We start from the raw sequence: 15,191 nt of genomic DNA, 5'->3' as shown, positions 1-15,191 counted from the left end.
TAAGCCCATCTACCCGCCAAGGCCAGTGTCCGATGAACCATTCGGGGTCTTCTCCGCCCGTCCCGGAACCTGGCCGGATTGCCCGCCGGGACGCCGGCGACGAACAGCATCGCTGGAGCCGCTGGCTGCCGGGGCTGCGCATGCTGCGCGAATACCGCGTGGCCTGGTTGCGTCACGATTTCGTGGCCGGGCTGGTGCTGACCACGGTGCTGGTGCCTGTCGGCATCGCCTACGCGGTGGCGTCGGGGCTGCCCGGCATCTATGGCCTCTACGCGACCATCGTGCCGTTGCTCGCCTATGCGCTGTTCGGCCCCAGCCGGATCCTGGTACTGGGGCCGGATTCCTCGCTGGCCGCGGTGATCCTCGCCGTGGTCCTGCCACTGTCCGGCGGTGACCCGCAGCGCGCGGTCGCCCTGGCGGGGATGATGGCGATCGTGGCCGGGGTGGTGTGCATCCTGGCCGGCATCGCGCGCCTGGGGTTTGTCACCGAGCTGCTTTCCAAGCCGATTCGCTACGGCTACATGAACGGCATCGCGCTGACGGTCTTGATCAGCCAGCTGCCGAAGCTCTTCGGTTTCTCGGTCGAGGCCAACGGGCCGCTGAGCAACCTGTGGGCCATTGCCACAGCGGTGCTGGAGGGCAAGACCAACTGGATCGCCTTCATGGTCGGCGCGGCGACCCTGGCGGTGATCCTGCTGTTCAAGAACAGCCAGCGGGTGCCGGGCATTCTGATCGCCGTCACCGCGGCGACCGTCGCTGTCGCTGTGCTGGACCTTGCGGCAACAGCCGGCGTGTCGGTCCTGGGTTCTCTGCCACAAGGCCTGCCGGCGTTCGCCATCCCCTGGATCAGCCGCGCCGATATCGGCCCGGTGCTGATCGGCGGCTGTGCGGTGGCCCTGGTTTCGTTCGCCGATACCAGCGTGCTGTCCCGTGTCTACGCAGCGCGGACCCGCACCTACGTCGACCCGAACCAGGAGATGGTCGGGCTTGGCGTGGCCAACCTGGCGGCCGGATTTTTCCAGGGTTTTGCCATCAGCAGCAGCTCGTCGCGCACCCCCGTGGCCGAGGCCGCCGGCGCCAGGACCCAGCTGAGCGGAGTCATAGGCGCCCTGGCCGTGGCCTTGCTGCTGGTGCTGGCCCCGAACCTGCTGGAGAGTCTGCCCACCAGCGCCCTGGCCGCGGTGGTGATCGCATCGGCCATCGGCCTGATCGAAGTCAGCGACCTGCGGCGGATTTATCGTATCCAGCAATGGGAGTGCTGGCTGTCCATCGTCTGCACCGTCGGCGTGGCGGTGCTGGGCGCGATCGAGGGCATCGGCCTGGCCATCGTGATCGCCGTCATCGAGTTCCTGTGGGATGGCTGGCGCCCTTACTCGGCGGTCCTGGGGCGGGCGGAAGGGGTCAAGGGTTATCACGACATCACGCGTTATCCCGACGCGCGCCTGATCCCCGGCGTGGTGCTGTTTCGCTGGGACGCCCCGTTGTTCTTCGCCAATGCCGAGCTGTTCCATGACCGAGTGCTGGACGCCGTGGCGGCCTCGCCAACGCCGGTGCGCTGGCTGGTAGTGGCAGCGGAACCGGTCACCAGCGTCGACGTGACGTCCGCCGACATGCTGGCGGAACTGGACGACACCCTGCACCAGGCCGGCATCAAGCTGTGCGTGGCCCAGATGAAAGACCCGGTCAAGGACAAGCTGAAGCGGTTCGGGCTGTTCGCACGCTTCGGCGAAGCGGCGTTCTTCCCGACCATCGGCGATGCCGTCGACAGCTACCTCGCGCAGCATCCGCTGGAGGGGGAAGGGCGCGAGGATCGCTAAGCGGCAGTGGCGCGACTCAGTGGCAAAGTCGCGGGTGATCAGGTCCCGATCTTGACCGGGGCCTTGTCTTCCAGGGAGGACTCAGGCGAACCGCATCGACAGTTCCACGTCGCCGCCGAAGGGCACGGACAGGTAGCCACTGGCGGGCGAACGGACCCGGGCCAGGTAGTCCGGGCAGTAGTCCGTGTTGTCGGCGACGATCAGCGCGCCCGGCCGCAGGCGGCTTTCGACCAGGGCCAGGATATCGGCATACAACGCCTTGGCGCCGTCGAGCAGTAGCAGGTCGATGGACTCGGGGAGGTCGACCGCCAGGGTCTTTAGCGCGTCGCCCTCGCGGATTTCCACCAGGTCGGCCAGGCCGCCTTCGAGCAGGTGCTGGCGCGCCCGTTGCACCTTGGACGCCTCGAACTCGCTGCCGATCAGGCGGCCGCCGCCGTTGTCGCGGATGGCCGCCGCCAGGTGCAGGGTCGAGATGCCGAACGAGGTGCCGAACTCGACGATGTGCCGGGCCCGGGTGCTGCGCGCCAGCATGTACAGCAGCCCGCCGGTCTCGCGGGAAACGGGCAGCCAGAGGTCTTTCAGGCGGCCATAGAAATCCAGGTATTCGGTCTTGCTGTGCATCAGGCGTTCGCGTTCCTCGCGGGAGATGCCGGCGACGGCCGGGTTGGTCGCCGTATTGGCCTGCTCGAACAGGCGATCGAGCAGGGGCGCGAGTGGGGAGGTGGTCAATGTGCTGGTCATGGGGGCATCCCGTCCGAAGTTGACGCCTTGCGGCGCGTGGCTAAAATGCGATCAATTCGTCGCATTCAGAGGATATGAGCAAGTGACCCCCTGCGCTATTCGCATTGGCTGCGGCCCTGTCGGGCCATCATGAGCAACCGCCGGACCCCGCAGGTTTCCTCGCGCAAAGCGCCTAAACAGGCACGCTCGACGGAGCTGGTGGCGGCGATCCTGGAAGCCGCTACTCAGGTTTTGGCCAAGGAGGGCGCGCAGCGTTTCACCACCGCGCGGGTGGCCGAGAAGGCCGGCGTCAGCATCGGTTCGCTGTATCAATATTTCCCGAACAAGGCGGCGATCCTGTTCCGCCTGCAAAGCGATGAGTGGCAACAGACCACGCAGATGCTGCGCGGCATCCTCGAAGAGGGTGGCAAAGCCCCGCTGGAGCGGCTGCGGGTGCTGGTCCGGGTGTTTATCCAGTCCGAATGCGAGGAAGCCAGGATGCGTGTGGCGCTCAACGACGCAGCGCCGCTGTACCGCGACGCCCCCGAAGCGCAGGCCGTGAAGGCGCAAGGAGAGCGGATCTTCCAGGCTTTCATGGAGGAGGCGCTGCCCGAGGCGCCGCAGGCCACCCGCGCCCTGGCCGCCGACTTGATCACCACCACCCTCAGTAGCGTGGGCAAGGACTTTTCAGAAAGCCCGCGCACCGCCGCAGAGATCAAGACCTACGCTGACGCGATGGCAGACATGTTCTGCGCCTACCTCACGCAACTGGCGCGCCCCGCTGGCTGACCGGTAAAGCCGCGAGGTGGCCGGCCTGGCGCGCGGGCAAGCCTCCTGAAAAAGGGCGTTATTCAGCCATCAGCACCTGGGGTGAAACCACCCATGCGCTGCAAGGCAGCTGGTACAGCAACTGCTCTGCCGTGCTGCCGATCAGGCGCCCCAAGCCGCCGCGATGGCCAACCCTGCCCATGACAATCACGTCGATGTCATAGGCTGCGACGTAACTGGCAAGGACCTTGGCCGGGCTGCCCATGATCATGTGCTGGCGTTCCGGCGCAATGCCATTGCGTTCGGCCAGTTCGCCGAAGGCCGCGGCCTGTGCGTCGAACAGGGTCTTGGCCTTGCTTGTCGAGAAAAACGTCGAACTCTGGTCGAAGTTGAATTCGTCCGCGCCGATAGAGGACAGGTCATGGGCATAGACCACGTCGAGCTCGGCGTTGCAGGCGCTGGCCAGTTTGCTCGCCTCATGCAGTATCCGGTCGTTGAAGTCCTGGTACTGGTCATCGCGATGGAACGGGTCGACCGCCGCGACGATCTTGCGCGGCAATGCATGCTGTAGGTGGCTGACGAAATGCAGGGGCACCGGGCACTCGCGCAGCAAGTGGATATCCAGGGGCGTGAAGAACACCCTCGACAGCCGCGATTGATGCTCCAGGACCTTGATCAGCAGGGCCATGGGCTGTTCTTTGAGGTGCGTCAGGATTTCCTGCAGCGGGCTTTCGACCCATATCACTTCAGTGGTAACGGTGACTCCCAGTTTGCGCAGCGGGCGGGCCTGTTCTTCGAGCCACTGGCGATGGCGTTCGACATAACCCAGGCGCATTTGCTCCAGGGCCTGTTCGTTGACCAGGCTGGCCGTGGCCAGGCCTTCCAGGTAGTCGAAGGCGACGATGTGCAGGGCTGCGTCTTCGGCCCTGGCCAGGGCGGCGGCCCGATCGAAGGCGGGGCTGTTCTCCATCAGCGGCGAGGCGACCAGCATGAAACGTGATTGCTCGGACATGACGACTCTCCCAGGGGTAATTGACGGCAACGCGTCTTTGGCCGTGAAACCCTCTGCGATCCTGCCTGCGGCCGGCGGTGCGCGCTTGATCTGTATCAACCCGTCCGGCAGTGGAGCGGGCCAGCTGACGTGTGGTCAGTCGCGAGGGGCCCATTGATGAATTATTGATCATGATCAAGCCCAGGCCCTCGCTCCCGGCGCAGCCTGAAAGTCTTGCTGGACTCAAGCTCGGGCTCAAGGTTGGAGGATCGTCATGGCCACCATGAAAGCGGCAATTTTCGTGGAAAAGAACCGGATCGTGCTCGATGAAAAGCCGATCCCCGAAGTGGGGCCACTGGATGCCCTGGTGCGTATCACCACGACGACGATCTGCGGCACCGATGTGCACATCCTGCGGGGCGAGTACCCGGTGGCCAAGGGCCTGACCATCGGTCATGAACCGGTGGGAATCATCGAGCGGCTGGGTTCGCAGGTGCGCGGTTTTGTCGAGGGGCAGCGGGTGATTGCCGGGGCCATCACGCCCAGCGGGCAAAGTTATGCCTGCTTGTGCGGTTGCGCTTCCCAGGACGGCCCGGACACCCGCCATGGCTTTCGCGCCATCGGCGGCTGGAAGTTCGGCAACAGCATCGATGGTTGCCAGGCCGAGTACGTACTGGTGCCGGATGCCCTGGCCAATCTGTGCCCGATCCCCGACGGCCTCAGCGACGAACAGGTGCTGATGTGCCCCGATATCATGTCCACCGGGTTTTCCGGGGCAGAGCGTGGCGAGGTCAGTATCGGCGATACCGTCGCGGTATTCGCCCTGGGGCCGATCGGCCTCTGCGCGGTAGCCGGTGCGCGGCTCAAGGGGGCCAGCCAGATCATCGGAGTGGATGCCGTGGCCGAGCGCATGACGGTCGCCAAACGCCTGGGAGCCACCCATGTGGTCAACTTCAAGGACGGTAACGTGGTCGAGCAGATCATGGCGCTGACCGATGGCCGTGGCGTCGACGTGGCCATCGAAGCGCTGGGCACCCAGGGCACCTTCGAGTCCGCCTTGCGCGTCTTGCGGCCAGGCGGGCGGTTGTCCAGCCTCGGTGTCTATTCCAGCGACCTGCACATTCCCCTCGACGCCTTCGCCGCCGGGCTGGGCGACTACAGCATCGTCAGCACCCTGTGCCCCGGCGGCAAAGAACGCATGCGCCGCTTGATGGCGGTGGTGCAAAGCGGCGGGGTCGATCTGTCGCCCCTGGTGACCCACCGTTTCAAACTCGACGATATCGAAGCCGCCTATGAGTTGTTCGCTCACCAGCGGGACGGGGTCATGAAGGTGGCGATTACCCCGTGATGCCCGGCCGGGCGACGCGGGTGCTTGAGCGGAGGCGATCGATGATCATCGACATCACAGCGAAACCGACAGGCCACGGCTGGCTCGTGCACATGGATGCCCTGACAGTGGGCTTCAGCAGCCTGGAAGCCGCGACGGCTTTCGTCGGTCAACTCCGGGCGCGCATCGATGCGCCGCACCCCTGGCCGACCAGCCCTGGCCAGACGGAGGCCGCCCCTCGGACAGCCGGCGACCGATCCGCTCCGGCTACCAGGAAGGGGGCTTGCCCTGGCCTGCTGAAGTGACCCTCGTGGCCAGGGCGGCAAGGTTCGTCCGCAGGGAGGCTCTGTGAGCGCGACCCTTGGCCTGGAAGGCGCGGCAGCTGCGCTGGGAATCGGCTTGCTCATCGGTCTGGAGCGTGAGCGGCACAAGGGGCGAGGAGACAGCCGTGCCTGTGCGGGGTTGCGCACGTTCGCCATTACCGCGCTGCTGGGGTATGTGGCGATGCAGGTCGGTGGTGCCCTGTTGCTGGGGATCATGGCTATCTGCCTGGCCTTGCTGATTACCGTGGCGTATTGGCGAAGCCTGGGCAGCGACCCGGGCGTGACCAGCGAAGTGGCGTTGCTTACGGTGCTGGCGCTGGGGGCTATGTGCGGTACGGCGCCGGAATTGGCGATTGCCATTGGCGTGGTCATGGCGGGGCTGCTGACGTATCGACAAAAGTTGCATCACTTCGCCCGCAGTCAATTGAGCGAAGCGGAAATGCGCGACGGGCTGGTACTGCTGATCGCGGCACTGGTCGTGCTGCCGCTGGCGCCGGATCGTTACATCGGGCCTTATGCCTCCATCAATTTGCGCACCATCTGCACCCTGACCGTGTTGCTGATGGCCGTGGGTGCGGTAGGGCATATCGCCGTTCGCACGCTGGGCACTCGTTACGGTTATGCGATCAGTGCCATCGCTTCGGGGTTCGCCTCCAGCACGGTGACCATCGCCGCCATGGGGCATATCGCTGCCAGAGAGCCGGACAACATCAAGGCCCTGGGCGCGGCGGCATTGTTCTCCAACCTGGCCACGCTGACCCAGGTGGGCCTGATCCTGGGCGCGGTCGATACCGGTCTGCTGCACCCTATGTGGGGGCCGCTGTTCGCCGGCGCTGCCGCCACGGCATTGTATGGCCTGTGCCTGATGTTCCCCACGCCGGCCCAGGGCGCCCACCAGCCGATCAAGGTCGGCGGCGCGTTCAACCTCAAGCTGGCCTTGCTCGTCACGCTGGCCATGACGGGTATCACCTTCCTGTCGTCGGTGATGTTGAGTCACTTTGGTGAAGTCGGGGTGATGGTGACCGCAACCCTTAGCGGCTTCGCCGACGCCCATTCCTCGACGGCGTCGATAGCCTCCCTGGCCAAATCCGGCCAGTTGCCCTTCCAGGCCATCGCCGCGCCCGTGCTGATTGCGGTCAGCAGCAATTCCCTGAGCAAATGCCTGGTGGCCTGGGTCAGTGGCGGGCGCCGCTTCGCCGCCTATGTCATTCCCGGCCAGGTGTTGCTGACGCTGGCGATGTGGGCCGGCATCTGGCTGTACTGAAACCTGTCGCTTCGGGTAGCTGACAAAGATCAAGTCACCCGGCCCGGGAACGCTCAATCTGCAATTCCATTCCGTGTCCTGAGATGGCCGCGTGCCGAGGTGCCTTATGTCGCAGACCCAGCGTTTACTGCTCATTGCCCCTCCCGCCATGAACCGCACACCGGCATTCGACCGCGCTGCGGCGCTGGCCCGGGCGATGCAGTTACCCTTGCATATCGTGGCGTTCGATTATTTGCAGGCGCTGGCGGTGGCCGGCCTGTTCGCGCCCGAACAGATCGTCCAGGCCCGGGACGGGTATCTGCAAAGCCATCGGCAATGGCTTGACGAGCAGGCTCGCTCGATGAGCGAACAGGGGGTCGAGGTCACCCGCGAAGTGCTCTGGGTGCAGCATCCGTTCGAAGAAATCCTGCACTTCGTCAATGAGATGCCCCTGGCCCTGATCGTCAAGGATGCCGAAGAAGAGCCTGCCTTGAAGCGCGTGTTCTTCACTCCCCTGGATTGGCAGTTGCTACGGGACTGTCCGGTACCGGTGCACCTGGTGACCAATGCCCTCAACCCACGGCCACGCAACGTGCTGGCCATCGTCGATGTGCTACGCAGCGATGAGCAGGACAGGGTGTTCAACGACCAGATTATCGACGCCGCGGTAAAGCTGGCCGGGCAGTGTGCCGCGGCACTCGAGCTGGTGCATGTGTATGACTGGGCCACGGTATATGCCCAGGACATGGGGGTTGGCGTGCTGCCGCTGAATGTCGGGATCTACGAAGTGTTGGGCGAGGCGCAATTCGAGGCATTCGCGGCGCTGGCCGAACGCCATGGCGTGCCTCCAGAGCGTCGCCATTTCATCGAGGGTACGCCGCTGTCGTGTATCTGTGACTTTGCGACTGCCCACCGGACTGACGTCATTGTCATGGGAACCGTGCAGCACAAGGGACTGAAAAAACTCTTGGGCAGCACCGCCGAGCAGCTTTTGCACCGGGCTCCGTGCAGCGTACTGGCGATAAAACCGGACAAGACGCTTTGATTGAGGATTGAATCGCCCGTGGCGGCCCGCTGGCCGGTACGCCACGGGGCGCTGGTTTACAGGTGGAGGCGATGGATGACCTGGCGGCTGTCGTCGGGATCGTGACTCCGTTCGAAACCCAGGGCCTTGGCCAGGTCGCGCATGGGCGCATTGCTGGCGGCGTCGATCGAATACATCTGGCGAAAGCCGTTCTTGCGGGCAGCCTCGATCAGATGCTCCATCAATAAGGTTCCCAGGCCCAGGTGCGTCCATTCGTCGGCGACGGTTACCGCGCATTCGCATTCGTGCTCGCCCGTGGCGGCGTAGCGGCTGATACCGATCTCGATCAGTTGTCCATTCTCGTGAGCCAGTGCGACGTAGGCTATGTGCTGCTTGCCATCGGTATGCATCAACTGATCGAGCAGGGCGCCACTGGGGTCATTGATCTGGGCGAGGAAACGCATGTGCCTGGATTCGGGAGACAGGCGCCTGATAAAGGCGTACTCCCGCTCGCGGTCCTTTTCCGCCAGTGGCCGGATCAGCACATGATGGCCGTCCTTCAGCGTTTCGATCCAGTGTTCTCCGGGGACCGCGGCGTAGACGGCGGCGGCCCGTTCGTTGTGGTTTTTGACAGTGAGCATGATGGGGTTCTCCATACGGCCGAAAGGGGCCGCGCGGCAGGGCACACGCGGTTCGCTTCGTTTTACCCCGCTGATGACAGTCGGATCTGATCTGGATCAGACACCGGCGACAGGCGTCGCTCATCGAGTGGGATCTGATGTACATCAAGGCGCTTGCCGGCGGACAAGGCGCACTCTTGGCATATGCCGGCCTGTTCGACCGGTGCCTGAGCGAGGTGTGTGATGGGGCATTACCAACGTTTGCTGCTGATCGCCGATCCAACCCTGCATCAGTCGCCAGCCTCGCTGCGGGCTGTCGCGCTGGCCAAGGCCAGCGGGGCGGCGCTGCATGTACGCGGCTTCGCCGAGCCGGCGCCGGTGGTGCATCTGTGGGAAGAGAGAGTCGACGAGGCGGGCTATCAGCGTTATCTGCGTCGCCATCGCCGGTGGGTGGCCGAAGAGACCCAGCGGCTCGGCGACCTGGGGCTGGAGGCGACGGTCGACGTGTTGTTCACCACCCATCCGCTGCTGGACATCCTGAAGACGGTCGAGGAGCTCGGTCCGGACCTGCTGATCAAGGACGTCAGCCTGGAGCCGCTGCTCAAGCGGGTGTTCATCACGCCCCTGGATTGCCATCTGCTGCGTGAGTGCCCGATCCCCGTGCATCTGGTCAATCAGGCCCGTTACGGCTTGCCGCACCGGGTCGTGGCGGCGGTGGACCCATTCGATCCACCGACCCAGATCAGCGGCCTGAACGACACCATCATCCAGACGGCCAACGTCCTGGCCCTGCAATGCGATGCGCCACTGCACCTGCTGTACGCCTATGACCTGTCGCCGGCCTTCAATGGCGATGCACCGCTGGTCAGCGGTGGCTGGGGCATGGACGTTGTCGAGGAGCTGCGTGAGTCCTTGCATCTGGCGTTCGTCACCCTGGCGGAGCGTTATGCCATCGCGCCGGAACGCCGGCACTTTGTCCCGGGCCCGCCGGTGCCCGCGATCGGCGACTTCGTCGAGCAGTACCTGGCCGATGTGGTGGTGATGGGGACTGTGCATCGGGTGGGAATCGACCGCTTGATCGGCAGCACGACCGAACGGGCGCTGTACTCGGTGCCGGGCAGTATTCTGGCGGTCAGGTGAACGGCCCGGGCGTCACGGAGTGAGTACGATCGCCCCGTTGAACTGACCGGCCCGCAGGCGCTCCAGGGCCTGATTGGCATCCTCCAGGGCGAAGCAGGTGACGTCGCAGTGGACAGGGGTGTGCTGCAATTCTGCGAAAAACGCGCTGCCGTCTTCACGGGTCAGGTTGGCCACCGAGCGCACGCTGCGTTCGCCCCAGAGCAGTCGGTAAGGGAATGCCGGGATGTCGCTCATGTGGATGCCGGCGCAAATCACGCAGCCGCCCTTGACCGTGACGGCCAGCGCCGCCGGCACCAGCGGGCCGACGGGGGCGAAGATCAGGCTGGCATCGAGCGGGTGCGGCGGCGCTTGATCCGAGGGACCGGCCCAACTGGCCCCCAGCGACCGGGCATAGTCCTGGCCCGCGCGGTCACCGGGCCGGGTGAAGGCATACACCTGCTGCCCCCGGCCCAGCGCCACCTGGATGGCCAGGTGCGCTGCCGCTCCGAAACCGTAGAGGCCCAGGTGGCGCACATTCCCGGCCATCCGCAGCGCCCGAAAACCGATCAGCCCGGCACACAGCAACGGCGCGGCCTGGGTGGCCGAGAGCGCTTCGGGAATCGGCAGGCAGAAACGGGCGTCGGCGACCGTGTAGTCGGCGTAGCCGCCGTCCAGGTGACAGCCGGTAAATTGCGCCTGGTCGCACAGGTTTTCCCGGCCGGTGCGGCAGAACGCGCATTCGCCGCATGTCCAGCCGAGCCACGGGACGCCCACTCGCTGGCCGATCCAGTCGGGCGCGACGTCGGCGCCCACCGCGGTCACCTGGCCAACGATTTCGTGGCCGGGCACCCGTGGCAGCAGCGCCTGGGGCAACTCGCCATCGACCAGATGCAGGTCGGTGCGGCAGACGCCGCAGGCCAGGACTTTGATCAGCAGTTGCCGGGGGCCGGGTGTCGGGACCGGACGTTGTTCCTGTCGCAGCGGTTCGCCGGGGGTATGCAGGACCATGGCGCGCATGACGATTCTCCGGGCGTGCAGGGTCAGCGCAGGGCCGAGCGGTGGCAACCTGCGACCAATTGCTTGAGCCCCTCCAGGTTCAGGACCTTGACTTCCCGCCCGGAAATTTCCACCAGCCCCTGGTCCCGCAGGTGCGCGATGCCCCGGCAAATGGTTTCCAGCCTCAGCCCCAGGTAGGAGCCGATCTCCTCGCGGCGCATCTTCAGGATGAAGTCCCTGGACGAGTAGCCTCGCAGGCTCAGGCGTTGCGACAGGTTCAGCAGGAAGGCCGCCAGGCGTTCGTCGGAGTTCATATTGCCCATCAGCATCAACATGCTGTGATCGCGGACGATTTCTCGGCTCAGGAGTTTGTTCAGGCTGTGTTGCAAGGATGGCAAGTCCTGGGCGAGTTTCTCCAGTTGAGCGAAGTGGATGGGACAGACTTCGCTGTCCTCGAGGGCGAACGCGCTGCAGGCGTGTTCGTCGGCACTGATGGCATCCAGACCAAGCATCTCACCCGATATCTGAAAGCCGGTGACCTGTTCTCGACCGTCGATTGAAACCATGCTGGTCTTGAACGAGCCTATGCGAACCGCATACAGCGAGCGCAAAGGATCGCCTGTACGGTAGAGGGCCGCGCCTTTTTTTACCTTGAAGCGTTGCACGATCAGAGTGTCCAGACGCTCGATCTCCGGCCCGCTCAGGCCAAGCGGCAGGCACAACTCCAGGACACTGCAGTTGGCGCATGCAGCCTTGAGATAGTGGTTTGGCGACACTCGGGTATCGGGCATGCCAGTAAGCCCTCTATTTAGTGGGTGAAGCATAGTTCCTGTGCCTTGCCAGGGCGGGCCGCTCGGCTGCTGGCGAAAAGCAGGCGACGAATGGGAAAAACACCTGCCCCCTCATCGAGCTCAGGCAGGACGCGCCAGGGCGGGTCCTCAGGTTTATCTGCGCAGGGGCGACTTTTCGGCGCCTCGCGCGGGGATCTGACATAGATCAGAACCCTGGAGGCGCGCAGGGAGGAGTCTGGGTCGACACTGATGCCGATCCCGCGAGGGCGCAACGGCTGCCTTCATCAACGGGCACCTGGCATCGAAGCCCACCTGTCTGGAGGTCGATCATGAGCCAGTACCAACGGTTGTTGCTGATCATCAACCCGGCTCAACGCCATTCCCATGCCATAGATCACGCCGCGGCCCTGGCCCGGGCCAGCGGCGCGAGCCTGCATATCGCGGCCTTGATGAGGTCGCTGGATATTCTGTGGTTGCTCGAAGAGGGCGATCGCCAACAGGCCCGGGAAAGCTACTTGCAGGACCATCGCGACTGGCTCAAGGCCCAGGTAGAAGACCTGCACGGCCAGGTGCTGGCCGTGACGATGGAGGTGGCATGGGTCGATGACATGCAGCAAGGCATCCTCGACCATGTCGTGGAAATGCAGCCCGACCTGTTGATCAAGCAGATAGAGCATGAGCCGCGGCTCAGGCGCGCGCTCTTCACCCCCCTGGACTGGCACTTGCTGCGCCATTGCCCGAAACCGGTGTACCTGACTGGCGGGAATGGCAGCCTCTTGCCGCGCAAAGTCGTGGCCGCGGTCGAAGTGTCGGACACCAAGCCTGCGGACAACGAACTCAATGAGCGGATCATCCATGAGGCTTCCAGTCTCGCCTTGCAGTGCGATGCCGAGCTGCACCTGCTGTCCGCCTGTGATATCTCCGCGGCCTTTCTGGAAAATATGAGCGGCGTCGGCCTGACCCTGGCGGACCTTACCCGCAAGCTGCGCGAGGATCTGGAACAATCCTTCCTTGGACTTGCCGAGCGCTTCGGCGTGCCTGCCGACTGTCGACACTTCATCAAGGGCCCACCCGTCTCGGTGCTGAGCGAGTTTGCCCACGCGCAGGATGTGGATGTGATCGTGATGGGCAGGAACCAGTCCCGCGGGCTGGCCAAGCTGGTGGGCAGCACGATCGAACATATTCTGTATCAGGCGCCTTGCAGCGTTCTGGCGGTCTAGGGGAGGGCACCGGAGCGGGCTGCGGGCAGAGCAGGGGCAGAAGGGCGCGGCCCTGGCCGAGATCGGGCGCCGCGCATCGCCGATGACCCATCGGCAAGGGTACCAAGGCTCCGGCAGGAAGCCGGGCTTGCGGTAAGGCAGGTGAAGCGTTACCAGGACGAGGTGTGCGATGTTGAGAATCCAGCGTTTATTGCTCATTGCCCCAATCGAGATGACCCGCACCCCCGCGTTCGACCGGGCGCAGGCGCTGGCCAGCGCAACCGGTGCGATGTTGCACATTGTCGCTTTCGATCATGTCAACGCGCTGGCGGTGGCCGGCCTGTTCGACCACGACGCCATGAGCCAGGCCCGGGAAGGTTACCTGCAGGTGCACCGCCACTGGCTTGAACAGCAGGCGCGCTTTCAACGCAGCGAGGGCTTGCGGGTGACCACTGAAGTGGTCTGGGCCAGGTTGAGCCCGGCCCACGTGCTTGAGTACGTGAGCGACTTCCACCCGGACCTGGTGATCAAGGATGTGCAACGGGTGCCGGCACTCGACCGGGTCTTCCATCGGCCTCTGGACTGGCTGCTGCTGCGCGACTGTCCCGCCCCCTTGCACCTGGTCTGCCGCGCGGAAAACCCCAAGCCGCTGAAGATCCTCGCCGCCGTCGACCTGTCCCACCTGGAGGCCCTGACCCATGGGCTCAACGAACGGATTCTCGACCTGGCCTCGACGCTGGCAACGTCCTGCGGCGCGACCTTGCACCTGCTCAATGTCAGCAACTGGTCGGTGGTGGGCGACGCGCTGACAAGTGTGCCGACCTCGAGCCTGGATGCCAGCTTGCGGGATGCGGTCAACGACGCCCAGCAAGAGGCCTTCGATCTGCTCGCCGAGCGTTATGGAGTCGAGGAGAGCCGCCGACATTTGCTGGCCGGCATTCCCCATCTGGCGATCGAGCATTTCGCCCGCAGGAACGCCTTCGACATGGTTGTGCTGGGCACGGCCTGCCGCCACGGCGTCGAGATGTTCGTCGGCAGTACCGCCGAGCGCCTGCTGCGCCGTGCCCCCTGCAGCCTGATGCTGGTCAAGCCAGCTCCGGGGCCGGGAAATGACCATCTGGATACCCCCAGCAGAACACCTGGACCCTAGGCAGTCCGCCTGGGATTTCGAGAACGATGGTCTCGATCAGGCCACGGGCGCCTCTTGCTCGCGGGCTTGCTTGGCGTTCGAAACGTCAAGGGTGAGGGGCAGGGCGACGCCGTTCTTGGCGGCGAGGATCTCGGCCATGACGCTCACGGCGATCTCGGCGGGGGTCTTGCTGCCGATGTAGATACCAATGGGGCCGTGCAGGCGCTGGAGCGAGGCTTCGGTTTCGCCGAAGTGTTCGATCAGGCGTTCGCGGCGTAGCTGGCTGTTGCGCCGCGAACCGATGGCGCCGATGTAGAAGGCCGGGCTGTGCAGGGCCTCGAGCAGGGCCAGGTCGTCGAGCTTGGGGTCGTGGCTGACGGCGACGATGCAGGTGCGCAGGTCCGGGGCGAATTCGCGGACGATGTCGTCCGGCATGCCAACCAATTGTTCCACGCCCGCCACGCTCCAGCCGCCGATGTATTCGGGGCGGGGGTCGCAGACCGCGACTCGGAAGCCGTTGAACAGCGCCATGGTCGCCAGGTATTCGGCCAGCGCGCCGGCCCCGATCAGCAGCAGGCGGTAGCCGGGGCCCAGGGTGTTGACCATCTGCCGGCCATCGAAGATGAACTGCTCCGGGGTAGCGCTGATGGTCAGGGACACCTGGCCGCTGCCCAGGTCCAGGCTGCGGCGCACCAGCTTGCCGGTGTTGAGTTGGGCCAGCAGCTGTTCGAGGGCATCCCTCGATGGGGTGAATTCGAGGATCAGTTCCAGGGTGCCGCCACAGGGCAGGCCAAAGCGGTGCGCTTCGTCGGCGCTGATGCCGTAGCGCACCACCTGCGGCGGCCCGTCCGGCAAGCCGCTGCCATCGTAGGCGCTGGTGTAGCGGTGGATCAGGTCGTCCTCGATGCAACCTCCCGACACGCTGCCGACCACCCGACCATCGCCGCGCAGGGCCATCATCGAGCCCACGGGGCGGGGCGAGGAGCCCCAGGTGCGGGCCACGGTGGCGAGCAGCACGCGGTGACCGGCCTGGAGCCAGTCATGGGCGGTGCTCAGGACCAGTAGATCGATGCTTTCCATGGGGACCTCGGTTGTTCATGGGAGGGGGCTGCTGGCGGATCCGC

15 protein-coding genes are annotated in these 15,191 nt (G+C 65.0%); 9 read left to right on the top strand and 6 right to left on the bottom strand.

The features are described 5' to 3' along the window. The first annotated feature begins 32 nt into the window (after nucleotides 1–32). Nucleotides 33–1,817 carry a SulP family inorganic anion transporter gene (locus AC07Y9_RS20515; protein ID WP_087090984.1) on the top strand — a complete coding sequence of 595 codons (1,785 nt, stop codon included), beginning with the start codon at nucleotides 33–35 and terminating at the stop codon, nucleotides 1,815–1,817. Nucleotides 1,818–1,898: 81 nt separating this feature from the next. Here AC07Y9_RS20515 and AC07Y9_RS20510 read toward each other — a convergent pair whose 3' ends face one another. Beyond that, on the bottom strand, nucleotides 1,899–2,558 hold the full coding sequence (locus tag AC07Y9_RS20510) for an O-methyltransferase (RefSeq protein WP_087090983.1): 660 nt from the start codon (nucleotides 2,556–2,558) through the stop codon (nucleotides 1,899–1,901). 129 nt (nucleotides 2,559–2,687) lie between these two features. Here AC07Y9_RS20510 and AC07Y9_RS20505 point away from each other — a divergent pair, with 129 nt between their 5' ends. Beyond that, nucleotides 2,688–3,326, top strand: a complete 639-nt coding sequence (locus AC07Y9_RS20505) for a TetR/AcrR family transcriptional regulator (RefSeq protein ID WP_102680301.1) — start codon at nucleotides 2,688–2,690, stop codon at nucleotides 3,324–3,326. 58 nt (nucleotides 3,327–3,384) lie between these two features. Here the strand turns inward: AC07Y9_RS20505 and AC07Y9_RS20500 are convergent, their stop codons facing one another. After that, entirely contained in the window at nucleotides 3,385–4,317 is a 933-nt protein-coding gene (locus AC07Y9_RS20500; protein WP_102680300.1) for a universal stress protein, read from the bottom strand. A gap of 253 nt (nucleotides 4,318–4,570) precedes the next feature. Between AC07Y9_RS20500 and AC07Y9_RS20495 the strand changes: the two genes are divergently transcribed. The 4 genes from AC07Y9_RS20495 to AC07Y9_RS20480 all read left to right on the top strand — a co-directional run bounded on the left by AC07Y9_RS20495 (nucleotide 4,571) and on the right by AC07Y9_RS20480 (nucleotide 8,234). Beyond that, complete coding sequence (locus AC07Y9_RS20495; RefSeq protein WP_009043853.1) at nucleotides 4,571–5,644, top strand: NAD(P)-dependent alcohol dehydrogenase; 1,074 nt, start codon at nucleotides 4,571–4,573, stop codon at nucleotides 5,642–5,644. A 41-nt stretch (nucleotides 5,645–5,685) separates the two neighbouring features. Further along, nucleotides 5,686–5,928: a hypothetical protein gene (locus AC07Y9_RS20490; RefSeq protein ID WP_173679792.1), complete on the top strand. Its 243-nt coding sequence runs from the start codon at nucleotides 5,686–5,688 to the stop codon at nucleotides 5,926–5,928. A 43-nt stretch (nucleotides 5,929–5,971) separates the two neighbouring features. After that, complete coding sequence (locus AC07Y9_RS20485; protein WP_102680298.1) at nucleotides 5,972–7,210, top strand: MgtC/SapB family protein; 1,239 nt, start codon at nucleotides 5,972–5,974, stop codon at nucleotides 7,208–7,210. A 106-nt stretch (nucleotides 7,211–7,316) separates the two neighbouring features. Further along, nucleotides 7,317–8,234 (top strand): universal stress protein, encoded by a 918-nt coding sequence (locus AC07Y9_RS20480; protein WP_102680297.1) that lies wholly within the window; start codon nucleotides 7,317–7,319, stop codon nucleotides 8,232–8,234. A gap of 56 nt (nucleotides 8,235–8,290) precedes the next feature. On the opposite strand, the gene AC07Y9_RS20475 is transcribed toward AC07Y9_RS20480, so the two are convergent. Next, the gene (locus AC07Y9_RS20475) at nucleotides 8,291–8,854 is read right to left on the bottom strand and encodes a GNAT family N-acetyltransferase (protein WP_102680296.1); all 564 of its coding nucleotides are present in this window, start codon (nucleotides 8,852–8,854) and stop codon (nucleotides 8,291–8,293) included. Between the two features lie 222 nt (nucleotides 8,855–9,076). Between AC07Y9_RS20475 and AC07Y9_RS20470 the strand changes: the two genes are divergently transcribed. Then, nucleotides 9,077–9,973, top strand: a complete 897-nt coding sequence (locus tag AC07Y9_RS20470) for a universal stress protein (RefSeq protein ID WP_102680295.1) — start codon at nucleotides 9,077–9,079, stop codon at nucleotides 9,971–9,973. A 12-nt stretch (nucleotides 9,974–9,985) separates the two neighbouring features. On the opposite strand, the gene AC07Y9_RS20465 is transcribed toward AC07Y9_RS20470, so the two are convergent. Further along, nucleotides 9,986–10,969: a zinc-dependent alcohol dehydrogenase family protein gene (locus AC07Y9_RS20465; RefSeq protein ID WP_102680294.1), complete on the bottom strand. Its 984-nt coding sequence runs from the start codon at nucleotides 10,967–10,969 to the stop codon at nucleotides 9,986–9,988. A 23-nt stretch (nucleotides 10,970–10,992) separates the two neighbouring features. Further along, a complete protein-coding gene (gene fnr / locus AC07Y9_RS20460) occupies nucleotides 10,993–11,739 on the bottom strand; it encodes a fumarate/nitrate reduction transcriptional regulator Fnr (protein WP_053261125.1) in 747 nt (248 codons plus the stop codon). A gap of 329 nt (nucleotides 11,740–12,068) precedes the next feature. Here fnr and AC07Y9_RS20455 point away from each other — a divergent pair, with 329 nt between their 5' ends. Continuing rightward, nucleotides 12,069–12,959 carry a universal stress protein gene (locus AC07Y9_RS20455; RefSeq protein WP_102680293.1) on the top strand — a complete coding sequence of 297 codons (891 nt, stop codon included), beginning with the start codon at nucleotides 12,069–12,071 and terminating at the stop codon, nucleotides 12,957–12,959. A gap of 169 nt (nucleotides 12,960–13,128) precedes the next feature. Then, on the top strand, nucleotides 13,129–14,088 hold the full coding sequence (locus AC07Y9_RS20450) for a universal stress protein (RefSeq protein WP_102680292.1): 960 nt from the start codon (nucleotides 13,129–13,131) through the stop codon (nucleotides 14,086–14,088). 36 nt (nucleotides 14,089–14,124) lie between these two features. Here AC07Y9_RS20450 and AC07Y9_RS20445 read toward each other — a convergent pair whose 3' ends face one another. Then, the gene (locus tag AC07Y9_RS20445) at nucleotides 14,125–15,147 is read right to left on the bottom strand and encodes an XdhC family protein (protein ID WP_102680291.1); all 1,023 of its coding nucleotides are present in this window, start codon (nucleotides 15,145–15,147) and stop codon (nucleotides 14,125–14,127) included. Between the last annotated feature and the right edge of the window lie 44 nt (nucleotides 15,148–15,191).

The sequence above is a fragment of the Pseudomonas sp. GW456-L12 genome, assembly GCF_059424045.1.
The sequence above is the reverse complement of the archived record's forward strand: the minus strand, read 5'-3'. Positions and strand labels throughout refer to the sequence as shown.